This window comes from Bradyrhizobium huanghuaihaiense (assembly GCF_007830635.1).
Classification (GTDB): Bacteria; Pseudomonadota; Alphaproteobacteria; order Rhizobiales; family Xanthobacteraceae; genus Bradyrhizobium; species Bradyrhizobium huanghuaihaiense.
Genome location: NZ_VLLA01000012.1, coordinates 24,907 through 48,903 on the forward strand (window position 1 = coordinate 24,907; position 23,997 = coordinate 48,903).

General features: G+C 65.8%; 28 protein-coding genes and 1 riboswitch. Of the genes, 11 read left to right on the plus strand and 17 right to left on the minus strand.

The genetic code is table 11. The features are described 5' to 3' along the window. The first annotated feature begins 2 nt into the window (after window positions 1-2). Together IQ16_RS23365 and IQ16_RS45790 are read left to right on the plus strand one after the other, a co-directional pair. Window positions 3-422 (plus strand): hypothetical protein, encoded by a 420-nt coding sequence (locus IQ16_RS23365; protein ID WP_018648328.1) that lies wholly within the window; start codon window positions 3-5, stop codon window positions 420-422. Window positions 423-745: 323 nt separating this feature from the next. Continuing rightward, window positions 746-883 carry a hypothetical protein gene (locus IQ16_RS45790; protein ID WP_018648329.1) on the plus strand — a complete coding sequence of 46 codons (138 nt, stop codon included), beginning with the start codon at window positions 746-748 and terminating at the stop codon, window positions 881-883. Window positions 884-918: 35 nt separating this feature from the next. Here the strand turns inward: IQ16_RS45790 and IQ16_RS45795 are convergent, their stop codons facing one another. The 3 genes from IQ16_RS45795 to IQ16_RS23375 form a co-directional block, all read right to left on the minus strand. Continuing rightward, entirely contained in the window at window positions 919-1,065 is a 147-nt protein-coding gene (locus IQ16_RS45795) for a hypothetical protein (protein WP_018648330.1), read from the minus strand. Window positions 1,066-1,260: 195 nt separating this feature from the next. Further along, window positions 1,261-1,740: a MaoC family dehydratase gene (locus tag IQ16_RS23370; RefSeq protein WP_018648331.1), complete on the minus strand. Its 480-nt coding sequence runs from the start codon at window positions 1,738-1,740 to the stop codon at window positions 1,261-1,263. Beyond that, window positions 1,740-2,192, minus strand: a complete 453-nt coding sequence (locus IQ16_RS23375) for a MaoC family dehydratase (protein ID WP_018648332.1) — start codon at window positions 2,190-2,192, stop codon at window positions 1,740-1,742. The genes IQ16_RS23370 and IQ16_RS23375 overlap by 1 nt, the downstream gene beginning before the upstream one ends. A 166-nt stretch (window positions 2,193-2,358) precedes the next feature. Between IQ16_RS23375 and IQ16_RS23380 the strand changes: the two genes are divergently transcribed. Further along, window positions 2,359-2,655, plus strand: coding sequence for a DUF4282 domain-containing protein (locus IQ16_RS23380; RefSeq protein WP_018648333.1), 297 nt, complete (start codon window positions 2,359-2,361; stop codon window positions 2,653-2,655). A 147-nt stretch (window positions 2,656-2,802) separates the two neighbouring features. Here IQ16_RS23380 and ychF read toward each other — a convergent pair whose 3' ends face one another. The 4 genes from ychF to IQ16_RS23400 form a co-directional block, all read right to left on the minus strand. Continuing rightward, a complete protein-coding gene (gene ychF / locus IQ16_RS23385) occupies window positions 2,803-3,900 on the minus strand; it encodes a redox-regulated ATPase YchF (protein WP_018648334.1) in 1,098 nt (365 codons plus the stop codon). Window positions 3,901-3,905: 5 nt separating this feature from the next. Beyond that, a complete protein-coding gene (gene pth / locus IQ16_RS23390) occupies window positions 3,906-4,511 on the minus strand; it encodes an aminoacyl-tRNA hydrolase (RefSeq protein ID WP_018648335.1) in 606 nt (201 codons plus the stop codon). Window positions 4,512-4,569: 58 nt separating this feature from the next. Further along, on the minus strand, window positions 4,570-5,295 hold the full coding sequence (locus IQ16_RS23395; protein ID WP_018648336.1) for a 50S ribosomal protein L25/general stress protein Ctc: 726 nt from the start codon (window positions 5,293-5,295) through the stop codon (window positions 4,570-4,572). 254 nt (window positions 5,296-5,549) lie between these two features. Then, on the minus strand, window positions 5,550-5,801 hold the full coding sequence (locus IQ16_RS23400; protein WP_018648337.1) for an accessory factor UbiK family protein: 252 nt from the start codon (window positions 5,799-5,801) through the stop codon (window positions 5,550-5,552). Window positions 5,802-5,969: 168 nt separating this feature from the next. On the opposite strand from IQ16_RS23400, the gene IQ16_RS23405 reads away from it, so the two are divergent. From IQ16_RS23405 to IQ16_RS23430, 6 genes are all read left to right on the plus strand, one after another. Then, on the plus strand, window positions 5,970-6,701 hold the full coding sequence (locus tag IQ16_RS23405) for a dienelactone hydrolase family protein (protein WP_018648338.1): 732 nt from the start codon (window positions 5,970-5,972) through the stop codon (window positions 6,699-6,701). A gap of 14 nt (window positions 6,702-6,715) precedes the next feature. Continuing rightward, a complete protein-coding gene (gene lgt, locus IQ16_RS23410; RefSeq protein ID WP_026312886.1) occupies window positions 6,716-7,558 on the plus strand; it encodes a prolipoprotein diacylglyceryl transferase in 843 nt (280 codons plus the stop codon). 21 nt (window positions 7,559-7,579) lie between these two features. Beyond that, entirely contained in the window at window positions 7,580-8,695 is a 1,116-nt protein-coding gene (locus IQ16_RS23415; RefSeq protein ID WP_018648340.1) for a class I SAM-dependent methyltransferase, read from the plus strand. After that, window positions 8,695-9,462, plus strand: coding sequence for a peptidoglycan editing factor PgeF (gene pgeF, locus IQ16_RS23420; protein WP_018648341.1), 768 nt, complete (start codon window positions 8,695-8,697; stop codon window positions 9,460-9,462). Before IQ16_RS23415 ends, pgeF begins: the two co-directional genes overlap by 1 nt. 310 nt (window positions 9,463-9,772) lie before the next feature. Then, window positions 9,773-10,387: a hypothetical protein gene (locus IQ16_RS23425; protein ID WP_018648342.1), complete on the plus strand. Its 615-nt coding sequence runs from the start codon at window positions 9,773-9,775 to the stop codon at window positions 10,385-10,387. Between the two features lie 196 nt (window positions 10,388-10,583). After that, a complete protein-coding gene (locus IQ16_RS23430) occupies window positions 10,584-11,537 on the plus strand; it encodes a ribose-phosphate pyrophosphokinase (RefSeq protein WP_026312887.1) in 954 nt (317 codons plus the stop codon). 114 nt (window positions 11,538-11,651) lie between these two features. Here the strand turns inward: IQ16_RS23430 and IQ16_RS23435 are convergent, their stop codons facing one another. The 9 genes from IQ16_RS23435 to IQ16_RS23475 all read right to left on the minus strand — a co-directional run bounded on the left by IQ16_RS23435 (window position 11,652) and on the right by IQ16_RS23475 (window position 21,182). Continuing rightward, window positions 11,652-12,110 (minus strand): SRPBCC family protein, encoded by a 459-nt coding sequence (locus tag IQ16_RS23435; RefSeq protein ID WP_018648344.1) that lies wholly within the window; start codon window positions 12,108-12,110, stop codon window positions 11,652-11,654. A gap of 6 nt (window positions 12,111-12,116) precedes the next feature. Further along, the gene (locus tag IQ16_RS23440) at window positions 12,117-12,956 is read right to left on the minus strand and encodes an XdhC family protein (RefSeq protein ID WP_018648345.1); all 840 of its coding nucleotides are present in this window, start codon (window positions 12,954-12,956) and stop codon (window positions 12,117-12,119) included. Between the two features lie 10 nt (window positions 12,957-12,966). Continuing rightward, window positions 12,967-14,175: a vWA domain-containing protein gene (locus tag IQ16_RS23445; protein ID WP_018648346.1), complete on the minus strand. Its 1,209-nt coding sequence runs from the start codon at window positions 14,173-14,175 to the stop codon at window positions 12,967-12,969. Continuing rightward, window positions 14,172-15,038: an AAA family ATPase gene (locus tag IQ16_RS23450; protein ID WP_018648347.1), complete on the minus strand. Its 867-nt coding sequence runs from the start codon at window positions 15,036-15,038 to the stop codon at window positions 14,172-14,174. The genes IQ16_RS23445 and IQ16_RS23450 overlap by 4 nt, the downstream gene beginning before the upstream one ends. A 108-nt stretch (window positions 15,039-15,146) precedes the next feature. Then, the gene (locus IQ16_RS23455) at window positions 15,147-17,567 is read right to left on the minus strand and encodes an aerobic carbon-monoxide dehydrogenase large subunit (protein ID WP_018648348.1); all 2,421 of its coding nucleotides are present in this window, start codon (window positions 17,565-17,567) and stop codon (window positions 15,147-15,149) included. Then, on the minus strand, window positions 17,564-18,064 hold the full coding sequence (locus IQ16_RS23460; RefSeq protein ID WP_018648349.1) for a (2Fe-2S)-binding protein: 501 nt from the start codon (window positions 18,062-18,064) through the stop codon (window positions 17,564-17,566). Before IQ16_RS23460 ends, IQ16_RS23455 begins: the two co-directional genes overlap by 4 nt. 12 nt (window positions 18,065-18,076) lie before the next feature. Continuing rightward, the gene (locus tag IQ16_RS23465; protein WP_145831779.1) at window positions 18,077-18,940 is read right to left on the minus strand and encodes an FAD binding domain-containing protein; all 864 of its coding nucleotides are present in this window, start codon (window positions 18,938-18,940) and stop codon (window positions 18,077-18,079) included. 394 nt (window positions 18,941-19,334) lie between these two features. Next, complete coding sequence (locus IQ16_RS23470; protein WP_018648351.1) at window positions 19,335-20,516, minus strand: MHYT domain-containing protein; 1,182 nt, start codon at window positions 20,514-20,516, stop codon at window positions 19,335-19,337. A gap of 102 nt (window positions 20,517-20,618) precedes the next feature. Next, window positions 20,619-21,182 carry a 6,7-dimethyl-8-ribityllumazine synthase gene (locus IQ16_RS23475; protein ID WP_018648352.1) on the minus strand — a complete coding sequence of 188 codons (564 nt, stop codon included), beginning with the start codon at window positions 21,180-21,182 and terminating at the stop codon, window positions 20,619-20,621. A gap of 78 nt (window positions 21,183-21,260) precedes the next feature. Next, window positions 21,261-21,435: riboswitch (FMN riboswitch) on the minus strand. Window positions 21,436-21,863: 428 nt separating this feature from the next. Between IQ16_RS23475 and IQ16_RS23480 the strand changes: the two genes are divergently transcribed. Together IQ16_RS23480 and proC are read left to right on the plus strand one after the other, a co-directional pair. After that, entirely contained in the window at window positions 21,864-22,364 is a 501-nt protein-coding gene (locus IQ16_RS23480) for a type III secretion system chaperone family protein (protein ID WP_026312889.1), read from the plus strand. Between the two features lie 251 nt (window positions 22,365-22,615). After that, on the plus strand, window positions 22,616-23,380 hold the full coding sequence (gene proC / locus IQ16_RS23485; protein WP_430648214.1) for a pyrroline-5-carboxylate reductase: 765 nt from the start codon (window positions 22,616-22,618) through the stop codon (window positions 23,378-23,380). Between the two features lie 139 nt (window positions 23,381-23,519). Here the strand turns inward: proC and IQ16_RS23490 are convergent, their stop codons facing one another. Then, entirely contained in the window at window positions 23,520-23,912 is a 393-nt protein-coding gene (locus IQ16_RS23490) for a thioesterase family protein (RefSeq protein WP_018648355.1), read from the minus strand. Between the last annotated feature and the right edge of the window lie 85 nt (window positions 23,913-23,997).

The window sequence follows — 23,997 nt, forward strand, 5'->3', positions numbered from 1 at the left end:
CGATGAACGCCATTCGTCCGGAAAAGGTTGAAGCAACCGAGACCGAAACCGTCGACAACAATCTCGCGGCCGTGACCGAGGTCGAAGCCGGCATTCGCGATTTCGTCCGCAACGACATCGCCTATCTGCGCCGTCCGGCGTCGACCACCGACGCGCCGCCGCTCGATTCCAGCGCGGAGGCCACCGTCACCAACGTCAACTCGCTGATCCAGCGCGTCGCCGGCACCTCCCTCGCCGAGATCGAGAACCTGATCTCCGAGCTCGAGAGCCTGCGTGACCTGCTCCATGCCGAAGGCCAGCGCGTCCAGCGCGAGATCTCCGGCTACGCCCAGCTCAGCCAGGCCGCGATGAAGTCGACCCGCATGATCGCCGACAACGTCGCGCAGTGGAAGCGCGCCGCCGACGGCCTGCGCAACAGCTGATCGCCAGCACGACGCATCATTGGCCGCCGCGTTCCCGGAAGGGGGCGCGGCGGTTTTGATTTGTGGGGGATGTCTCGTGCCCCGGACGCGGTGCGGCACCACAAGCGCGTTTACGCGCGTCTTCGACACGCTATGGTGACGCGCCGCAGAGCCGGGGCCCACAGTCAGGATGAACACGCGGCGCGATGGGTCCCGGCTCTGCGCAGCAGCGTTGCACGCTGCAGCGCGTCCGGGACACGAGGGTGCCCTTTGAACCCTCCGCCGCTTCCCGGCGACCAATGCCAAGCGCCCGTGCCGTTACGACCGGGCTCAGGGGATGTCAGATGGAAAGCATTCGGCCCGACACCACGGACCCCATACCGCTGCGACCCGCGCCGAACCAGTTCGGCACGATCATGCTGCGCTTTGTCGGATTGCTGGCGGTTGCGATCGCGGTGCTGGCGTTCGTCTATAGCCGCTGAGGCGAGGCTGAGGGCCCCGGAACTTTAACAGACCGTTACCGGTCAGCGTCCACGGTCGAGGCTTCCAGGGTGTAGCCGCCGTCGGCATAGCCCTTCACCACCATGCCGGCGACCAGCATCACGGCCAGCGTCGCGGTCGCAAAGATAAATCCAACAAACTTGAGTGCGCCGCGGTCAGCCATGGTCCTCGTCCCCTGTCTCTGTCTATTCGTTCAAATAGACAGCGACAGGTTCATAATTGGTTAGCAACTTGATGGTTCCGGCAATTGCTTCGCGGTAACCATGTTGCGCAGGCTTATGGCAGTCGCCCGGAAACGCGTCCATAGCGCACGGGCAACACTCGCGCACTCATTTGCCCCGTTCAACTTGGAACTGATCTAAGCCGTCTTCCGCAGCGGCACGAAGGCGCTGGCGGTGATGGAGTAGACCTCCTCGCCGCGCTGGTTGGTGCCGGTGGTGCGGGCCGTCAAGATGCCCCAGCCGGGACGCGAGGCGGAGGTGCGCTTGTCGATGACTTCGCTGACGTAAGAGACGGTGTCGCCCGCGAGCACAGGCCTGATCCAGCGCAGGTCGCGAAAGCCCGGCGACGGGCCCCAGACCGCGACCTCCTCGCCGCGCGAAGCGGCCTCGCGCGCCAGGCGCTGGCCGTCGGCGACAAGCAGGCTCATGCAGGCCGAGCCGACATGCCAGCCCGAAGCCGCGAGCCCGCCGAACAGCGAGTTCTTGCCTTCCTCCTCGTCGAGGTGAAAGCGCTGCGGGTCGAACTTCGCGGCAAACGTCTTGATGGCCTCCGCCGTGAACGTATAGGCGCCGATCTCGCGGCGCTGTCCGATCGCGATGTCTTCGAAGAACCGCATCAGGCCGCTCCCTCGCGCCGCTTGATCAGGATCGGTGACGTCATCTCGGCGAGCGCCTGCCCTGCCGCGTTGCGCGCGGTGCACTTGAACTTGACGATGCCGAGCCCGGGGCGGCTCTTCGAGACCCGCGCCTCCAGCACGTCGACATCGAGCGTGAGATCGTCACCGGGGCGCAGAGGTGACAACCAGCGCACCTCGTCGACGCCGGGAGACCCCAGTGACGCGGCGCGGGTGATGAAACCGTCGGCCATCATCCGCATCATCAGCGAGCAGAGATGCCAGCCCGAGCCGGACAGGCCGCGCAGCATGCTCTTGCTGGCTGCCTCCTCGTCGAGGTGCATCGGCTGCGGATCGAACTCGGCGGCGAAGGCCAAAATCTCGTCGCGGGTGACATGGCGCGGGCCGAACGTTCCGAACCGGCCGGGCGGGAAATCTTCGAAGGTCAGGGTCATCTTGGGAAAGCTTTGCGGGAATGACAGATTGTGGCCGTACTTTGCGGCAATCTCAACCCGCCGGCCCGCATGGCTCGTGCTACATATGGGGGATCGGCGTTGATTTGAGTCGGATCGATCGACGGCCAAAACCCGATTTGACGTCCCGATTTGCTTGGGGAGAGCGATGTTTTCATTCAGCGACCTGTTCCAATGGGACCGCTTCATCACGCCGACGATCATCAAGACCTTCTACTGGCTGGTGATCGCGCTGATCTGCCTGTTCGGCCTCTCCGGCATTTTCTCAGGGCTGGCCGCGATGGCGATCAGCCCGTTCGGCGGCTTCCTGGTGCTGCTGTCGTCGATCGCCAGCGTCGTGGTCGGGATCGTGTTCTCGCGCATCGTCGCGGAGCTGATCCTGATCGTCTTCCGCATCAACGAGCATCTCGGCGCGATCAGGGACCAGGGCGGCGGGATGCGGTGAGGCTTTCGTGTCCCGGACGCGCTGCGGCACGCAGTGACGCTGCGCAGAGCCGGGACCCATGCATCCGCAATCAAAGTTTCTAGGCCCCGGCTCTGCAGCGCACCGCTGAAGAAGCGCTGCGCTGCGTCCGGGGCACGAGAACCAGCCTTACGTATTAAACCGGAAATGCATCACGTCGCCGTCGGCGACGACGTATTCCTTGCCTTCGAGGCGGAGCTTGCCGGCATCGCGGGCGCCGGCTTCGCCGTTCAGCGCGACGTAGTCCTCATACGCGATGGTCTCGGCGCGGATGAAACCCTTCTCGAAGTCGGTGTGGATCACGCCGGCTGCGCCGGGCGCCTTGGTGCCGCGATGGATAGTCCAGGCGCGCGCCTCCTTCGGACCCACCGTGAAATAGGTGATGAGCTGGAGCAGCGAGTAGCCGGCGCGGATCAGGCGATCGAGACCGGCCTCCTCCAGGCCCAGCGTCTCCAGGAAGTCGGCGCGCTCTTCGCGCGAGATCGTCGCGATCTCGGATTCGATCTTGGCGGAGATGACGACGGCAACCGCGCCCTCCTTCGCCGCCTGCTCCTCGACCGCCTTGGAGAAGGCGTTGCCGGTTGCGGCCGAGCCTTCCTCGACGTTGCAGACATAGAGCACGGGCTTGGACGACAAGAGGCCGAGCATCGAGAAGGCGCGCTCCTCCTCGGCCTTGCGCTCGACGAGGCGCGCGGGCTTGCCGTCGCGCAGCAGCACCAGCGTGCGGTTGACGAGGTCGAGCTGCTCCTTGGCGTCCTTGTCGTTGCCCTTGGCCTTCTTGGTGAGGTTGTCGACGCGCTTCTCGAGACTGTCGAGGTCGGCGAGCATCAGCTCGGTCTCGATGGTCTCGATGTCGGCGAGCGGGGCGATCTTGCCCTCGACATGGGTGATGTCGGAATCTTCAAAGCAGCGCACGACATGCGCGATGGCGTCGACCTCGCGGATGTTGGCGAGGAACTGGTTGCCGAGGCCTTCGCCCTTGGAAGCGCCGCGCACGAGGCCGGCGATGTCGACGAAAGTCAGCCGGGTCGGGATGATCTGGCCCGACTTGGCGATCGCCGCGAGCTTGTCGAGCCGCGGATCGGGGACGGCGACCTCACCGACATTCGGCTCGATGGTGCAGAACGGATAGTTCGCAGCCTGCGCCGCGGCCGTCTCGGTCAGCGCATTGAACAAGGTCGACTTGCCGACGTTGGGCAACCCGACGATCCCGCATTTAAATCCCACGAGCGTTATTCCTTGCCGTTCTCGTCCTTGGTCAAAAATCCCTTCGCCTGCATGGCCAGATGCACCCTGTTGGCAAAGGTCGCGTCCGTGCCCTTGGCGATCAGTGCGGCATGCTCGGCGACCGCGTCGCAGAGCGTCGCCACCCATTCGTTGTCGGCCTTGGCGAAGTCCGACAGCACGTGGCCGTGCACCATTTCCTTGACGCCGGGATGACCGATGCCGAGCCGCACCCGGCGGTAGTCGTTGCCGATATGCGCCGAGATCGAGCGCAGGCCGTTATGGCCGGCGATGCCGCCGCCGATCTTCACCCGCACCTTGCCCGGCGGCAGTTCGAGCTCGTCGTGGAACACGGTGACGTCGCCCGGCGCGATCTTGAAGAAGCTCGCCGCCTCCTGCACTGCGCGACCGGAGTCGTTCATGTAGGTCGTCGGCTTGAGCAGGATCACGCGCTCAGTGCCCAGCGCCCCTTCCGAGGTCTCGCCCTGAAAACGACGGCGCCACGGCGAGAAGCTGTGACGCCGCGCGATCTCGTCGACGGCCATGAAGCCGATATTGTGCCGGTTACGTGCGTATTTCGCGCCGGGATTGCCGAGCCCAACAAAGAGTCGCATGACGCGGCGCGCCCCTCGCTCGGCGCGCGGCTAGAGACCGCGCGCCAGCTTTGAGAGATTACTTCTTCTTGTCGCCGCCGGCGGGAGCCTTGGCAGCCGCCGGAGCAGCAGCACCAGCCGCCGGAGTAGCCGCGCCAGCCGCCGGAGCAGCAGCGCCCGCAGCCGGAGCCGCGCCACCAGCAGCAGCTGCAGCCGCAGCCTTCTGCTCTTCGGCGTAGCCGGACGGCGGCACGATGGTGACGAGGGTCGCGTCCTCGCGGGTCAGCGCCTTCACGCCGGCCGGCAGCTTGACGTCCGACAGATGCAGCGAGTGACCGATTTCCAGCGAGCCGACATCGGCCTCGATGTACTGCGGGATGCTCTCGACGCCGCATTCGAGCTCAATGGCGTGGGCAACGATGTTGACGGTGCCGCCGCGCTTCACGCCCGGGGAGCCTTCCGCCTTCACCACGTGCAAGGGCACGCTGATGCGGATGGTGGCGCCTTCGCCGAGCCGCATGAAGTCGACATGGATCGGGAAGTCCTTGACCGGATCGAGGTGGTAGTCGCGCGGAATCACGCGGTGCTTCTTGCCCTCGAGATCGATGTCGACCAGCGTGGTCAGGAACCGGCCGGCGAGGATGCGCTGGCGCAGTTCACGATCTTCGATCGAGATCGTGACGGGGGGCTGGTTGTTGCCATAGATCACTCCGGGCACTCTCCCGGCGCGACGCTCAGCCCGGGCGGCCCCCTTGCCGCTCTTCGGACGTGCGGTCGCCTTCAATTCCTTGACGGTCGTCGCCATGTCGTTAAGTCCTTGTTTTTGCAAAAGTTAATGGGCCGCAAGGCGGCCCATGGCATGGTCCACAGCAAGCCTCCAGGGGTGCGGGGGCCGCAGACGTGGCGGGCTTTTACCCGGAAGATGCGGAAATGACAAGGAGAATGGGCGGCCGGAAGGTACCGAATCTGCCGTCATTCCGGGGCGGTCGCGACAGCGACCGAACCCGGAATCTCGAGGTTCCGGGTTCGCGACTTCGTCGCGCCCCGGAACGACAGACCCTATCCCCCGAGCTTGGCCTCCAGCGCCGCGATCCGCGCCTTCAGGGCCTCGTTCTCCTCACGCGCCAGGCGGGCCATGTCCTTGACCGCCTCGAACTCCTCGCGCTTGACGAGGTCCATGTCGCGCAGGAATTTTTCGGCCTGGGTGCGCATCACCGTGTCGAACTCGCGCTTGACGCCCTGAGCCGCACCGGCGGCGTCGTTCATCAGGCGGCCGATCTCGTCGAAAAACCGGTTGCTGGTCTGGGTCATGTCGGTCTCCTGGCGGCCTCAAGATAAACTTTGCGCGAACACTCGAAAAGACAATGGCAATCCGATTGGGCCGGTTCAAGAGCGAAGCGGCGGTATCCTTGTCATGCCCCGGTTTCCTTGCAATCGTATTCAACGTCCCGGCATAAGAAGAATCAGAAGGCGCATCAGATGATCGACCAGCAGATCGCGATTCCCACCAAGGACGGCCACACCGCAACCTTCATCAGCCATCCCGAACGCGGCGGACCGTTTCCGGTCATCCTGTTCTACATGGATGCGCCGGCGATCCGCGAAGAGCTGCGCGACATGGCGCGCCGGCTCGCGACATCGGGCTATTACGTGATGCTGCCGAACCTCTATTACCGCTCCGGCGTGATGGAGCTCGGCGCGCTTCCGGCCGACCCGAACGCGCCGGAGCGCAAGCGCATGTTCGCGCTGATGGGCTCGCTCACCATTCCCATGATCATGGACGACACGCGCGCCCTGCTCACCTATGCCGAGGGCCAGGCGGCCGCCGACACGAAGCTCATCGGCACCGTCGGCTATTGCATGAGCGGACGCTACGCCGTGAATGCCGCCACGCACTTCCCCGACCGCGTCAAGGCCGCCGCCTCGGTCTACGGCACGCAGCTCGCGACCGACCAGGACGACAGCCCGCATCTCGCAGCGAGCAAAACCAAAGCCGAGCTCTATTTCGCCTGCGCCGAGACCGACATCTACGCGCCGACGGAGATCATCGAGAAGGTCAGGCAGGGCATGACCGGCGCCAAAGCCGAGGTCGAGATCTATCCCGGAACGCATCACGGTTTTGCCTTTCCCAAGCGTCCGGTCTACGACCGCGACGCCGCAGAGCGGCACTGGGAGCGTTTGCTGGCGCTCTATCGCCGCAATCTCGTCTAGACATAGAAGGCGTGATGCCCTTTCTGCTCATCGACTTTCCCTCGTTCAGTCCAATCGCGCTCCAGATCGGACCGTTTGCGATCCGCTGGTACGCGCTTGGCTATATCTGCGGGATCACGTTCGGCTGGCTCTATGCCCGCGCACTGATCAAGAACGACAGGCTGTGGGCCGGCTCGTCGCCGATCAGCCTGGTGCAGATCGACGATTTCATCTTGTGGGTGACACTCGGCATCATCGTCGGCGGCCGCACCGGTTACGTCCTGTTCTACAATCTGCCCTTCTTCATCGAGCACCCGACCGCCATCTTCAAATTGTGGGAAGGCGGCATGTCCTTCCATGGCGGCTTCCTCGGTTGCGTCGTGGCGGTGATGGGGTTCGCCAGGAAGAACCGCATCTCGATCCTGTCGCTCGGCGACATCACCTGCGGCGTTGCACCGATCGGGATTTTCCTGGTGCGGCTGACCAACTTCATCAACGGCGAGTTGTGGGGCCGCGCTGCCGACCCCAGCCTGCCCTGGGCCATGATCTTTCCGACCGGCGGCGACGTGCCGCGCCACCCGAGCCAGCTCTACGAGGCAGGCATGGAGGGGCTGCTGCTCTTCATCGTGCTCGCCGTGATGATCCGCCGCGGCGCCCTGAAGCGGCCGGGGCTCATCCTCGGCAGCTTCATCCTGATCTACGGCCTGACCCGGATCATCGGCGAGCATTTCCGCGAGCCGGACGTCCAGCTCGGTTACCTCTGGGGCGGATTAACCATGGGCATGCTGTTGTCGATCCCGATGCTTATTGTCGGCCTCATACTTATTGTATTGGCAGTGCGGCGCGGTGCGCCGGAGCCGATCGAGGCCGTTCGTTAATTCATTTCGAGAAAGCACGCAGTGACCGACCAGCCGCTACTCCACGAGATCAAGGCGCTGATCAAAGCCTCGGGCCCGATGCCGGTCTGGCGGTACATGGAACTGTGCCTGATGCATCCGCGCTATGGCTATTACGTCTCGCGCGATCCGCTCGGGCGTGAGGGCGATTTCACCACCGCGCCCGAGGTCAGCCAGATGTTCGGCGAGCTCTTGGGACTGTGGACCGCCTCTGTGTGGAAGCAGATGGGCTCGCCGCAATTCCTGCGGCTGATCGAGCTCGGCCCCGGCCGCGGCACCATGATGGCGGATGCGCTGCGTGCGCTCCGCGTGCTGCCGCCGCTCTACCAGGCGCTCCACATCCACATGGTCGAGGTCAATCCCGTGCTGCGCGAGCGGCAGAGCGCGACGCTGGCGGGCGTGCGCAACATCTCCTGGCACGACAGCATCGACGACGTGCCGGAAGGACCAAGCGTCATCCTCGCCAACGAATATTTCGACGTGCTGCCGATCCACCAGATGGTCAGGCTCGAGAACGGCTGGCACGAGCGCGTGATCGAGATCGACCCGAACGGCAAGCTGCAGTTCGGCGCGGCGTCCGAGCCGACGCCGCGCTTCGAGGTGCTGCTGCCGCCTCTGGTGCGCGCCGCCCCTGTCGGCGCCGTGTTCGAATGGCGGCCGGACGGCGAGATCATGAAGCTCGCCACGCGCGTACGCGACCAGGACGGCGCGGCGCTGATCATCGACTATGGCCACTTACGCAGCGATGCCGGCGACACCTTCCAGGCCATCGCCCGCCACACCTTCACCGATCCCCTGAAGGCGCCGGGCCAGGCCGACGTCACCGCCCATGTCGACTTCCAGGCGCTGGCGCGGGCGGCCGAGGATGTCGGCGCCCGCGTCCACGGCCCGGTGACGCAGGGCGATTTTCTTAAGCGCGTCGGCATCGACACCCGCGCCGCGGCACTGATGCAGAAGGCGACGCCGGAAGTCGCCACCGATATTTCGGTGGCGCTCAAGCGCCTGACCGATACGGGACGCAGCGGCATGGGCTCTATGTTCAAGGTGCTCGGCATTTCCGAGCCGCGGCTGACAGGCATTGCCGGTCTCAGCGATCTCGAACACGCCGGAGGACATTGATGACTGTTGCCTCGTCGCTGCTGTCGGCGGTGCCCGGCCTGCGCCATGCCTTCTTCACCCGCGAGGGCGGCGTCTCCGGCGGCATCTATGCCGCGCTGAACGGCGGGCTCGGCTCGAACGACGATCAGGCCCTCGTCGCGGAGAACCGCCGCCGCATGGCCGAGCATGTCGGCGTCGCGCCGGAGCGCTTCATCAGCCTGCACCAGATCCATTCGCCCGACGTGCTCATCGCCGAACTGCCGTGGCCGAGCGGCCCGCGGCCGAAGGGCGACGCGCTGGTCACGAAGACGCCCGGCATTGCGCTCGGCGTTTCCACCGCCGATTGCGGGCCGGTGCTGTTCGTCGACCCCAACGCGCGCGTGATCGGCGGCGCGCATGCCGGCTGGAAGGGCGCACTGACCGGCGTGCTGGAATCCACGATCTCGGCCATGGAGAAGCTCGGCGCCACGCGCGGCGGCATCATCGCCGCGATCGGGCCGCTGATCCGGCAAGAGAGCTACGAGGTCGGCAACGAGTTCGTCGCGCGCTTCATCGAGGCGGACGCGGACAACGCGGTGTTCTTCATTCCCTCGGTGCGCGAGGGTCACGCGATGTTCGATCTCGCCGGTTTCATCCGCAAACGGCTGGAGGCGGCCGGCATCCTGATGATCGACGATCTTGGTCTGGACACCTACGCCGACGAGCGCTTCTTCAGCTATCGCCGCTCGGTGCATCGCAAGGAGCCGGATTACGGCCGGCACGTTCACGCGATCGCGCTCGAAGCGTGAGGTCTCGTGCCCCGGACGCGGCGCAGCACGCAAGTGATGCGCCGCGTCCGGGGTCCATGTCTCCACGATCTCGATCTCGGCGGCAATCTGGGTCCCGGCTCAGCGCAGCGGCACTGCGCGCCGCAGCGCGTCCGGGACACGCACCGTTTTCCCGACCATCGCTTTGAAAGCTGCACGCTGGACGCGTGAACACAAAGGCAACCTCGTGTCATTCCGGGGCGGCTCGAAGAGCCGAGCCCGGAATGACAGTGGTCTATCTCGCCTCTGCCCTAGACCTTAATCGATTTTAACGATATCGCTGCCCTCCATAATGAGGGACGCGTCATCCATCTTGCGCCGCGCGGGTTCGCGCGTGCTGGCGGTCATGCTGCTGGCGGCTGCGACCGCGCTCGGCGGCTGCGCCGGTGGCGGCGGCAATGCCGCCAATTCCTATGCGATGGCGCCGAGCACCGGTTCGGGAGCGACGGTCGCCTTCGAATCCATCGACGGGCCGCCGCCGCAGGTGTTCGACCGCATGGTCGGCGTGCTCGACAGCGAATCCAAGCTGCGCAGCCTGTCCGTGGTCTCCCGCGAGGGGACGGCGGCCTACCGCGTGCGCAGCTACCTTTCCGCCCAGGTGGTGCGCGGCAAGACCGTGATCGCCTGGGTCTGGGACGTCTACGACGCCAACCAGCAGCGGGCGCTGCGCCTCTCCGGCGAGGAACCCACCTCGGCCAAGGGCGGCCGCGACGCTTGGGCCGCGGCCGACGACCTCGTGCTGCGGAAGATCGCCCAGGCCGGATTCAGCGGACTTTCCAACATGATCAACGGAACGCCGGATGCACCTAGCGCGGCTCCCGGCCTGCGCGGACCGGCGGTGGCGAGCGTCGCTCCGGTCGCGCCCGCGCCCGAGATGCCGGCCTCGGCGCTCGGCTATGCCGAGTGATAACCCCCGCTAAACCACGGGCCCAGTTTGCGGCCAAGCCGTTGGCCGGACTCAGGATTTCAAAGGGAAAACGTAGCATCCCGGGTTGCCATTGCGGCCCCCGGCCTGATATTTCCTCGCCCGTCGTAACCGTGCTCCCAGTGGGTATTTTCTGATGTTGAACGTCGTATCCAGCAAAGCGCGGGAGGAAGCGTCCATGTCGGCCAAGAACGGCTCCATCAAGCTCGTCGCCGGCAACTCCAATCCGGCACTCGCCCAGGCCATCGCGCAGGGGCTCAACGTGCCGCTGACCAAGGCGGTGGTCCGGCGCTTCGCCGACATGGAGATCTTCGTCGAGGTCCAGGAGAACATCCGCGGCTCGGATGCCTTCATCATCCAGTCGACCTCGTTCCCGGCGAACGACAATCTGATGGAGCTGCTGATCATCACCGACGCGCTGCGCCGCTCCTCGGCGCGCCGCATCACCGCTGTGATCCCCTATTTCGGCTATGCCAGGCAGGACCGCCGCTCCGGCTCGCGCACGCCGATCTCGGCCAAGCTCGTCGCAAATCTGATCACCCATGCCGGCGTCGACCGCGTCATGACGCTCGACCTGCATGCCGGCCAGATCCAGGGCTTCTTCGATATCCCGACCGACAATCTGTTCGCTGCCCCCCTGATGGTGCGCGATATCCGCGAACGTTTCGACCTCGGCAAGGTGATGGTGGTATCGCCCGACGTCGGCGGCGTGGCCCGCGCCCGCGGCCTCGCCAAGCGCATCAACACCCCGCTCGCCATCGTCGACAAGCGCCGCGAGCGTCCGGGTGAATCCGAAGTCATGAACGTGATCGGCGACGTCTCCGGCTACAGCTGTATCCTGGTCGACGACATCGTCGATTCCGGCGGCACGCTGGTGAATGCGGCCGACGCGCTGATCGCCAAGGGCGCCAAGGACGTCTACGCCTACATCACCCACGGCGTGCTCTCCGGCGGCGCGGCCGCCCGCATCTCCGGCTCGAAGCTGAAGGAGCTGGTGATCACCGACTCGATCCTGCCGACCGAAGCGGTGACCAAGGCGCCGAACATCCGCACGCTGCCAATCGCCAGCCTGATCTCGGACGCGATCGCGCGCACCGCCGCGGAAGAGTCGGTGTCGAGCCTGTTCGACTAGTTTTCCGATCCAAAAGGTCTCGTAGGGTGGGCAAAGGCGCGACGCGCCGTGCCCACCTTTTCTTTTTGCAATGAAGGTGGTGGGCACGCTTCGCTTTGCCCACCCTACGGCACCTCAGCTCGCCTCTGCCTTAGCACTCACCACATCGGCAAACGACTTGAAGAACTCACCCGCGAGCTTCGTCGCGGTCGAGTTGATCAGCCGCGCCCCTAGCTGGGCGAGCTTGCCGCCGATCTGGGCGTCCACGTCATAGTGCAGCACCGTCACCTCGGCGCTCTCGGACTCCAGCCGCACCACGGCGCCGCCCTTGGCGAAGCCGGCGACACCGCCGGAGCCCTCGCCCGAGATGCGATAGGAGTTGGGCGGATCGAGATCGGAGAGGGTCACCTTGCCGCTGAAAGTCGCTTTCACCGGACCGACCTTGAAAACCACCGTTGCGGTCATCTCGTTCGGCGCGGTCACGTCGAGCGACTGGCAGCCGGGAATGCACTGCTTCAGCACAGCGGGATCGTTCAGCGCCGCCCAGACCTGTTCGCGTGAGGCGGGGATGCGCTGGCTGTCGTTCATCTCCATGGTCGATTACTCTCTGCTTGCTGGCTGTTGGGCGGCGCGCTGGCCGCGCCGCCGTTCCGCGGTGATCTCGGCGAGGATCGACATCGCGATCTCCTCCGGCGTGATGGCGCCGAGGTCGAGACCAGCCGGCGCCTTGAAATCGTCGATCGCCGCGGCGTTGACGCCGTCCGTAAGAAGTTTTGCGCGCAGCGAGGCCATCTTGCGGCGGCTGCCGACGAAGGCGTGATAGTCGGCTTTGGTCGCGACGGCGGCGCGGAGCGCGACTTCGTCGCCCCTGCCTTGCGTCGAAACCACGACGAAACGTTTGGCGTCGCTGAGCTCGCCGAGCTGGTAGCCATCGATCACCGCATCGGCATCCGGCTGCGCCGTGAGATCGGCCGCGGGCGCGGCCAGCGTGACGTGATAGCCGAGCACGCGCGCCTGCGCGGCAAGCGACAGCGCCACCGGGCTTGCACCGAGAATGACGAGCGAGGGATGCGGCAGCACCGGCTCGACGAAGATGTCCATCGTGCCCTTGCTCGGGCACATGTTGCTGGCAAAGCGGATGCCGTCGCGGCTCTCGCCGGCGCTGACGCCGAGCTCGGCCAGCAGGTTCTCCGGCTGCACCGAGACCATGCGCGGCTCGCCGTCGGCGAGCGCCTCGCGCGCCGCCTTCAGCACCGCGCCCCTGGCGCAGCCGCCGCCGACCCAGCCCGCGACGATGGTGCCGTCGGCCGCGATGATCGCCTTGGCGCCAGCCTTCGCCGCGGTCACCGACACCGTACGCACCACCGTCGCGAGCACGAAGGCGCGTTCTGCGGCCTTCATCTGCGCGACCAGATCCAGCACTTCGACATGAGCGGTCATCGGCGCCTCCTCAGAGCTTCGCCAGATAGGGTTCGAGCGCACGCAGGCTTTGCAGCGAATTCGCCGGCGCATAGAGATCGACATGCGGCAGCGCGGCCTTGATGCCCCTCGCCTCGGGCGCATAGCCGGTCCACGCCATCATCGGGTTGAGCCAGACGATGCGGCGGCAGCGCCGGTGCAGCGCCGCCATCTCCCGGCCGAGCAACGCGGCATCGCCGGTCTCATAGCCATCGGACACGATCATCACACAGCTGCGCGAATGGATGACGCGGGCGGCGTACCAGCGATTGAAGGTTTGCAAGGACTCGCCGATTTTCGTGCCGCCGCCCGCGCCCTGCGCCATGATCGAGAGCCGGTCGAGCGCCCGGCCGGCGTCCTTCTCCTTCATCGCATCGGATACGTACGCGAGGCGCGTGTGGAACAGGAACGCCTCGGCCTCGCGGAACTGGTCGAGCACGCCGTGGATGAAGCGCAGGAAGACGGCGATGTACATGCTCATCGAACCCGAGGCATCGAGCAGCACGACCAGCCGCAGCGGCTTGTCCTTGCGCTGGCGCTTGACGAGGCTGATCGGCACACCGCCATGGCTGATGTTGCGATGGATGGTGCGCCTGAGGTCGAGCCGATAGCCGCGCCGGCGCGCGAGATCGCGCCGCGTCAGCCGCGTGCGCATCGCCCTGGCGAGCCGGGCGGCAGCGTCATGGGCCTGCGCAACCTGATCGGGATCGCTGAGTTTTCTGAAATCGACCTCCGCAAGATTGTCCGCGCGCGAAGCGCCTTCCATGCGGCCCTCGCCTGCGCGGCCATCGGGCGCATCGTCGGCTGACGGAAGCTGGTCCGAGATCGATTGGTTGCCCCCCTGCTCGGCCAACTTGTCCTGCAGGCTCTTCAGCGACGGGTTGCCGGCGCCCGGGGCCGAGCCGATCGTGCGGGAGCGCGAGCGCACGCGCTTGCCCAGCCAGAACGCGTCGAACAGCCCGTCGAACTTGTCCCAGTCGGACTTGCGTGCCGAGAACAGGTGCTTGAACGCTGCCCGAAGCAGGTTCGGTCGTGCCGCATAGCCGGATGACATCAGCGTCGCCGCATCCTGCCCCTCGGCGAGCCCGACGCGAAAACCGGCATCGCGCAAGGTCCGCAGGAACGCCGCGAGCCTTGCGGATACGAGCTTGGAGACCTCATTGAGATCGTCGTATTCGGGACTGGAGCCGCAGCAGCTCATGCGACCTTCCCCAGCAGGCGCTGTGTCACCTCTTGCGTGACGCGGGCGCGATCCTCGTGGGTCTTCAACAGGCAGATCAGCGTGTCGTACACGGTCTCCGGCGCATCATGGAGATCGCGGACGTCGAGGCCGACGAGCGCCGCTGCCCAGTCGAGCGTCTCCGCCACACCCGGGACTTTTCTCAGCTCCTCCTTGCGCACGCCCTCGACCATCCGCGCGATCTGGAGCGACAGTGATGGGCTGGCGCCGGCGACGCGCGCCAGGATGATGCGGGTCTCGCGGTCGACATCGGGATAGTCGACATAGTGATAGAGGCAGCGCCGGCGCAGCGCATCGGAAAGCTCGCGGGTGCCGTTCGAGGTCAAAACGACGTGCGGAATGGTGATCGCGGGGATGGTGCCGAGCTCGGGGATCGAGACCTGGAAGTCGGAGAGCAGCTCCAGCAGGAACGCCTCGAACTCGTCGTCGGCGCGGTCGACCTCGTCGATCAGCAGCACCGGCGCCTGCGGCCGGCGGATCGCGGCGAGCAGCGGGCGCTCGAGCAGGTACTTTTCCGAGAAGATCTGGTCCTCGATGCTCTCGGTGCCGCGATGCGCCTGGATCGCCAGCAACTGGCGCTGGTAGTTCCACTCGTAGAGCGCCGAGGACTGGTCGAGCCCCTCATAGCATTGCAGACGAATCAGCTCGGTCGCGCGCACCTTCGCGAGCGCCTTCGCCACCTCGGTCTTGCCGACGCCCGCTTCGCCTTCCAGCAGCAGCGGACGCCGCAGCAATTGCATCAGCGAGATCGCAGTCGCGAGGTCCGCATCGGCAATGTAGCCGGATGCGGCCAGTGCTTGCGCGATCTCGTCACGGCTTTTCATGCTCCTACTTCCCCCTCGTCATTGCGAGAAGCGAAGCGACGAAGCAATCCAGACTGTTTCCGCGGTGGGATACTGGATTGCTTCGCTTCGCTCGCAATGACGACAACACTACACCACCGCGCCCAGATCCTTGGCCGCCTTCCAGTTGCGCCAGAAATCGTGCGGCATCTGGATGTGCGTGGATCCTAAGAACGAGAACGCGTCGTTGACGGCATTGGAGAAGGCCGGCACACCGCCGACATTCGGGCTTTCGCCGACGCCCTTGGCGCCGATCGGGTGATGCGGCGACGGGGTGACGGTGAAGTCGGTCTCCCAATGCGGCGTCTCGACCGCGGTCGGCATGAAGAAGTCCATGAACGAGCCGGTGACGACGTTGCCGGTCTCGTCGTAGCGGATCTCCTGGCCCATCGCGATGGCGAAGGCCTCAGTGAGGCCGCCATGCACCTGGCCCTCGATGATCATCGGGTTGATGCGAGTGCCGCAGTCGTCCAGCGCATAGAAGCGCCGGACCTTGTACACGCCGGTGTCGACGTCGATGTCCATCACGCAGAGATAGGCGCCGAACGGATAGGTCATGTTGGGCGGATCGTAGTAGCTCACCGCCTCCAGTCCCGGCTCCATGCCCGGCGGCACGGAATTGTACGCCGCCCAGCAGATATCCTTCATCGACATGAATTTCTCCGGCAGGCCCTTCACCCGGAATCCGTCGATGTCGAATTCGAGATCGTCCTCGTGGACCTCGAGCTTGTAGGCAGCGATCATCTGCGCCTTGGCCTTGATCTTTCGCGCGGCCATCGCGATTGCGGCGCCCGCCACCGGTGTCGAGCGCGAACCGTAGGTGCCGAGCCCGTAAGGCGCGGTATCGGTGTTGCCCTCTTCCACCATGATGTTGTCGGCGGGAATACCGATCTCGGTTGCGATGATCTGGGCCCAGGTGGTCTCGTGGCCCTGCCCCTGGCTCTTGGTGCCCATCCGCGCGATACCCGCACCGGTCGGATGCATGCGAATCTCGCAGGAGTCGAACATCGCAATGCCGAGGATGTCGCAGTTCTTCGACGGCCCGGCGCCGACGATCTCGGTGAAGAAGGAGATGCCGAGCCCCATGATCTCGCGGGTCTCGCCGCGCTTGAAGGCTTCGCGCTTCTCGGCTTGCTCCTTCCGGAGCGCGGCGTAGCCGGTGGTCTCCATCATCTTGCGCATGGCGGTGTGGTAGTCGCCGGAATCGTATTCCCAGCCCAGCGCCGAGTGATACGGGAACTGCTCCGGCTTGATGAAGTTCTTCAGCCGCAGCTCGGCCGGATCCATGTTGAGCTTCTGCGCAAGGATATCCATGGCGCGCTCGATGCAATAGGCCGCCTCCGTGACGCGGAACGAGCAACGGTAGGCGACGCCGCCGGGCGCCTTGTTGGTATAGACGCCGTCCACCGCCAGATGCGCGGTCGGAAAGTCGTAGGAGCCGGTGACGATGTTGAAGAACCCGGCCGGCCATTTCGACGGGTCGGCGCAGGCGTCGAACGCACCATGGTCGGCGAGCACATGGACGCGCAGGCCCGTGACCTTGCCGTCCTTCGTCGCGGCGATCTCGGTGGTCATGTGATAGTCGCGCGCGAACGACGTCGCGGTGAGGTTCTCGATGCGGTCCTCGACCCATTTCACCGGCTTACCGGTGACGATGGAGGCCACCGCCGCGCAGATGTAACCGGGATAAGCGCCGACCTTGTTACCGAAGCCGCCGCCGATGTCGGGGGCGATGACGTGGATCTTCTGCTCCGGCAGCTTTGCGATCAGCGCCACCACGGTGCGGATCACGTGCGGGGCCTGGAACGTGCCGTAGATCGTCAGCTCGCCCTTGATCTTGTCGAAGGAGCAGACGCACTGGCAAGTCTCCAGCGGCGACGGATGGGTACGGTGATAGGCGATCATCTCCTTGATCTTGACGTCGGCCTTGTTGAAGGCCGCGTCGGTCAGCTCCTTGTCGCCGACGGTCCATTCGAAGATGTGATTGTGGTGCTTGCGGGGACCGTGCGCGCCCGAGGTCTTGCCAGCGAGGTCCTCGCGCAGCACCGGCGCGTCGGGATCCATCGACTTGAACGGATCGACCAGCGGCGGCAGCGGCTCGTATTCGACGATCACCTTGTTGATGCCGTCGTCGGCCGCATAGCGGTCGGTGGCGACGACGAACGCGACCTCCTGGTTCTGGAACAGCACCTTGCCGTCGGCCAGCACCATCTGCACGTCGCCGGCGAGCGTCGGCATCCAGGCGAGATTGACTGTCTTCAGCGTCTCGGCGGTGATGACCGCGAGCACGCCCGGCACTTTCAGTGCTTCGCTGTCGTCGATCTTCTTGACGCGCGCATGCGGATGCGGCGAGCGGACGAAATCACCGTGCAGCATGCCCGGCAGCTTGACGTCGTCGACGTAATTGCCCTTGCCTTGCGTGAAGCGGATGTCCTCGACGCGCTTGCGCTTGCAGCCCATGCCTTCGAGCGCGGCAGAGCGTTGTTCCCGCGTGGGAGTCATGTCGTTCATTCTGCGGCCTCCCGGAATTCCACGCCGCTGATCTTGGCGCTCGCGTATTGAATGGCTTTGACGATGTTCTGGTAGCCGGTGCAGCGGCAGATGTTGCCGGAGATGCCCATCCGGATCTCCTGCTCGCTCGGCGCGGGATTCTCTTTCAAGAGCCGATGCGCGCGGACAATCATGCCGGGCGTGCAGAAGCCGCATTGCAGGCCGTGCATCATGCGGAAGCCTTCCTGCAGCGCGGACAGCGTGCCGTCGGCATTGGCCATGCCTTCGACGGTCGTGATGTCGCTGCCTTGCGCCTGCACCGCGAACATGGTGCAGGACTTCACCGACATGCCGTCGATATCGACGGTGCAGGCGCCGCAATGGGTGGTCTCGCAGCCGATATGGGTGCCGGTCATCCCCAGGTTCTCGCGGATGAAGTGCACCAACAGCGTGCGCGGCTCGACGAGGCCTTCGACCTCGGCGCCGTTCACCTTCATGGTCACATGTGTTTTTGCCATCTATCCCCTCCCTTACTTCGCGACCGCCGCGGCGCGCTGGAGCGCGCGCGCCACCATGATGCCGCCGACATGTTTTCGGTATTCGACCGGACCGCGCGCATCCGCGGCCGGCGCCATGATCGCTTCGGCCGCCGCAGCCGCTTTCTTCAGCGTGGCCGCATCGAGGCTGGTACCGATGGCCGCCTTGGCCGCGTCAACGGCGAGCAGCGGCGTCTCGTGGACGTTGGTGAGCCCGATCGAGCAGGTCGCGACCTTGCCGCCGGACATGGTGAGGACGACGGCCGCCGCTGCCGTGGCGTAGTCGCCGACCTTGCGCTTGAGCTTTTCGTAGGCGTAGCCGTGGCCGGCCGCAGGCACCGGGACCGAGACGGAGGTCAGGATCTCGCCGGGCTCGAGCGCGGTGAAATAGGCGCCTTGATAGAAGTCGGCGGCCGCCACATCACGGGTGCCGCCGGGGCCTTCGAGGCGATAGGACGCACCCAGCGTCATCATCAGCGCCGGCATGTCGTTGCCGGGATCGCCATTGGCGACATTGCCGCCGATCGTGCCGCGGTAGCGCACCTGCGGGTCGGCGATCAGCAGGGCCGCCTCGTGCAGGATCGGCATGGTCGTTGCGACATCGCCAGAGGCCAGCAGCTCGTGCTGGGTGGTCATCGCGCCGATGACGAGATTGCTGCCGTCGCGGCGGATGCCCTTGAGGGCGGCGATGCCGTGCAAATCGACCAGATGGGCGGGGGTGGCGAGCCGCAGCTTCATCATGGGCACCAGGCTGTGCCCGCCGGCCAGTGGCCGCGCATCCTCGCCGAGGTCGGATAGAAGTTTGACGGCGTCGGCGACACTCGCCGGCCGGTGATAGCTGAATGAGCCCGGGATCATCATCTCCTCCCACAATCGTCCTTGGGCCGCTGACGGCGCGGACGTTGGGCGAACGGTCTCTCCGAGCAGGGCGGGCCGCAACACCAGCGGCACGGAACAGCGGATTTCGCACGAGTTGCGGCAGGGAACGCACGAATTGCGTCAGGGCCGGAGACCCTTCCCACCCTCTTGTGCCTTCACCTCTCCCCGCTTGCGGGGAGAGGTCGGATTGCATCGCAAGATGCAAGCCGGGTGAGGGGGTACAGGTCTATCGGGAGATCTCATCCGCGGAGAGAGGCCCCTCACCCCAACCCTCTCAGCGCGAGCGAAGCTCGTCGCGGCTCCGTAAGAACGGGGAGAGGGAGTGGAGGGAGCAGGCGGGAGAAGGGGCGCCCTTTCCAATTCGGCTAAGATCTTACGCGTGCCGCCGGTTCGCCAGTCCGAGCCGCGCCTTCACCTCGGCGATCTTGGCGCGGCTGACCGGCACCCGATGCGGCGACGGGCCATCGAGCTCGAGCACGGCGCCATCGCCCTCCTTCCGGACCAGGGCGACATGGGGAATGGCGACGATGTGACTACGGTGCACGCGGAGGAACAGCGAGGGATCGAGCTGGGCTTCGGCTTCCGAGATCGACCAGGGACACATGCGCTCGCGCGTGCCGTCATGGACGCGGGTGTAATGGGCGTCGGCGCGGACGCTCCGCACATTGGCGGTGTCGATAAAGTGCGTGCCATCGGCCCCCTCGACCGGCAGCCGGGGCACGGGCGCACGCTGCGGCTGGCCCAGGCCGCCGAGCGGCGCGGGCGTCGGCCTCGGCGATAAGGTCGCCTGAGGGATCGGATCAGAAGAGACGGACGGAGCAACCGGATCGGCCGCCGCTTGCCGCCGGTCCGGCACCAGCGAGAGCAGGAAGCCGGCGGCGATCACGAAGCAGAGCACGGCAACCACGATGGACAGGACTTGCTGCGACGCGGCAAGACTGCCGCCGAGATGCTGATGCCCGCTCGCCGTCAGCGGCTCGAAATGCATCCCGAGCATCGCGGTGTAGTGCATGCCGGAGACCGCGACACCGAAGGCGATCGAGCTGACGATCAGGCGCACGCCGTCCTGCTGCGCCAGGAAGGCGCGCAAACCGCCATAAGCCGTGACAATCGCAACCAGCACCGACAGCAGCACCATCGTCCAGTCGTGCGCGATGCCGAAGGGACCGGCGAGACCATGGATCCCGACATAGTGCATGCTGGCGATGCCGACGCCGAGCAAGACGGCGGACGACGCCAGCCGCTTCAGCGTGGGCTCGCCGATCGAGACGAAGAACAGGGAGATGCCCACCACCAGCGCGCAGATCAGGAACGAGATGATGGTGGGCAGAACCAGATAGACCGTGTCCCGCGGCAACGGCGCGGCCAGCATGCCGACGAAATGCATGGTCCAGATGCCGACGGCCAGAAACGCCGCCGCACCCGCAAGCATCACGCGGTTACTGACGCCGGGCGTGTTGCGGATGCGAGCCGCAAGCGCAAAGCCGGTATAGCCACCCAGGCTCGCGATCGCCACAGAGAGCGCGACGAGATAGGGATCGTGTCCTTCGAACATGATCTTGCCGGCCGCCCCGTCTCCACGGCACGGCCTCCTCCCGCCGCCGACTTTATAGGGACGGCGGCGGGATTGACAATCAGCGGCGTGTGAAGGGCGCGGCTACACGATCCCCGCCGCGACCTGGCCGCGCAGGCGCTCCAGGCCGTGCAACGTCTCGGCACAGGCTGCCGCGACCTCGACGCCCTTGATGGAGAAATGCCTGCGGAAGAAATCGTAGTGCACCTCGGTCTCGTGGAATTGCTGCGGCGTCAGCACCGCCGAGAATACCGGCACCTCGGTGCGCAGCTGCACGTCCATCAGCGCCTTGATCACGGTGTCGGCGACGAACTCGTGGCGATAGATGCCGCCGTCGACGACGAGGCCGGCGGCGACGATCGCGGTGTAGCGCCGCGTCTTGGCGAGCACCTGCGCGTGCAGCGGGATCTCGAACGAGCCCGGCACCTCGAACACGTCGACATGGGTGAGGTGGCGCGCCTCGGCCTCCTTCATGAAGGCGATGCGGGCTTCCTCGACCACGTCGCGGTGCCAGCAGGCCTGCACGAAGGCCACCCGCTGCGGTTTGGCGAAGCGCGGATGCGCGGGTGCCGGCTCTTGCGGAACCGGCGGCGGCGTTTGGGTGGGTTGGGACGTTTCGGTTTGGGGATCTTGCAACATCTGATTCATGGCTTTCCTCGGTTCAAGGACCAGAATCAGGGCACACGGAACGACAAACAGCCGCATCCTCACGATGCGTCTGCCACCGACCGTTCTCTTTCATCCGGACTTTAACCGTCGGCTTCGGAATTGCACCGAATCTGCTGACCCTTCCCTTCGGACAAGACCTTTTCAGGAAAGTCCTTGGGAGAAGGCGCTCGCGGGCTTGGGCCTTTCGGCCCTTACCGCCGGTGGGGACTTTCACCCCGCCCTGAGAACATCGGCCGTCCGGAATGAACGGCCTGCCCGGAAATATGACGCCGGCCGGCGGCGACAGCAAGCGCGTTCCCCATGGGGAAAGCGCATGGTCCCATGCCATCGTGGCGGGAGCGGCCTCGCGGGACGGAATTAACGATTGGCCGGCCCGCTCGAATCCGATTCCGGTTTGTTCTCGTCCGTCCGGATCGCGACTCCCACGTTAATAATTGTGGCGGAGATGAGCTGTGGACGACCGAGTCCTGGCTTGTGGACGGACTCGCGACCCCGTTGCGCAGATTCCGCAAATCACATCACTTGATCCGCGACAGGCCCGCGCTGATCCGAGGGATCGCAAGAGCGACTCCGAGGGGACGCCGTAGCGTTTAGGGAGCGCGCGCCGGGCCCAACCGCGTGCGTATCAACGACAACAAGAAGGCAAGAGGTCGAGACGGCATGTCCCTGCTCGAAGGCAACATCGATTCCCGAAACCATCCGCTCGCGGTGGTCGAGGATATCGCTGCCAGCAACAACTGGCCGTTCGAACGCTCCGGCGAAGACGAACTCACGATTGTCTCGAAGGGACAATGGACCGACTACCAGATCTCCTTCACCTGGATGGGCGAGATCGAGGCGCTGCATCTTGCCTGCGCGTTCGACATGAAGATTCCGCCCGCGCGGCGGAGCGAAGTGCAGCGGCTCGTCGCCGCGGTCAACGAGCAGTTGTGGGTCGGCCATTTCGATCTGTGGACCAACACCGGCATGGTCATGCACCGCCAGGCCCTGGTGCTGCCGGGCGGCCTCACCGCCTCGCCCGCGCAATGCGAAGCCATGCTCGCCGGCGCGATCCACGCCTGCGAGCGCTACTTTCCGGCGTTCCAGTTCGTGGTGTGGGCTGGCAAGACCACGACCGAGGCGATGGACGCGGCGATGTTCGACACGGTGGGAGAGGCGTAAGGCCTCGCCCGGGATCGTGAGGGAGCCGCTACTCCCTCCCCACGTCGTCCCGGCGAACGCCGGGACCCATACCGCGTGATTTCCCTTGTGGCACGCGGCTTGTTGCCACCACCTCCATCCACTAGAACCACTCGTGGTTATGGGTCCCTGCGTTCGCAGGGACGACACCTTTTGCTTGGGTGACCTCAGTGGCAGACAAAAGCACTCTCAAAAACATCACCGGCACCATTCTTCTCGCCGGCGCCGGCAAGATGGGCGGCGCGATGCTGACCGGATGGCTGGCGGGCGGGCTCGATCCGCGCCGCGTCGCGGTGATCGATCCGCATGTCTCGCCGGAGATCACGGCACTTGCCGCCAAGGGCGTTGCGCTCAATCCCGATGTTGCGACTGCCGGTCGGGTCGAGACGATGGTCGTCGCCGTGAAGCCGCAGATGTTCCGCGAGGCCGGCGCGAAGTTGAAAGCGTTCGTCTCGGACAAGACCTCGGTGGTCTCGATCATGGCGGGAACCACGATCGCCTCGCTCGAGGAGGTCTGCGGCGGCGCCGTGGTGCGCGCGATGCCGAACACGCCGGCCGCGATCGGCCGCGGCATCACCGTCGCGGTCGCAGCACAGAACGTCAGCGTGAGCCAGCGCGCGGTGGCCGATGCGCTGCTGCGCGCCACCGGCTCGGTCGAATGGGTCGAGGATGAAGGCCTGATGGACGCGGTGACCGCCGTCTCCGGCTCGGGCCCGGCCTATGTGTTCCTGCTCGCCGAGGAGCTGGCGCGGGCCGGCGTGGAGGCGGGGTTGCCCGAAGCGCTCGCGACCAAGCTCGCGCGCGAGACCGTCGCCGGCTCAGGCGAATTGCTGCACCAGTCGGAGCTCCCCTCCGCCACGCTGCGCCAGAACGTCACCTCGCCGGGCGGCACCACGGCCGCGGCCCTCGGCGTGCTGATGGGCGAGCCGGGCCTGCGCGATCTGATGATCCGCGCGATCGCGGCGGCGACGAAGCGGTCGAAGGAGCTGGCGAAGTAAACAGGTGCCGTAGGGTGGGTTAGGCGAAGCCGTAACCCACCATGCATCAGCGATTGCGGATCGAAGTTGGTGGGTTACGCCAGCGGACCGCGCTTCGCGCGACCGCGAGCTAACCCACCCTACGGCACCGCGTCCGCGGCTACGCACCCAGCCGCTTGTTGAACATCTCCACATTGACGAGCCCGCGGGCGTGGCGGCCCTCGCCGAGCTTGCGCGCGCCCTCGAATGCCTCGACCTCGAAGCGGATGACGCGGCGCTCTACGGCAGTCACCTTCGCCGTGGTCCGCACCGTCGCGCCGACCAGCGCAGCTGCAAGATGGCGGATGTCGACCTCGGTGCCGACAGTGACCCAGCCCGGCTGAAGCGCGGCGCGGATCGCATCGCCCGCGGTCATCTCCATCTCGAGGATCATCATCGGCGTCGCATACACCATGGGCATGCCGGGCACGAAATGCCCGACGGTGCGCTCGGCCGGCACCACCAGGGTGCGCTCGGCGCTCATGCCGATTTTGATGAACTCGCGTGCATCCATGGTGCTTGCTCGATGTCGTCCCGGACAAGCGCGCCTTAAGCGCGCGCTGATCCGGGACCCATAACCACAGGGAGTAGTTTGGCGA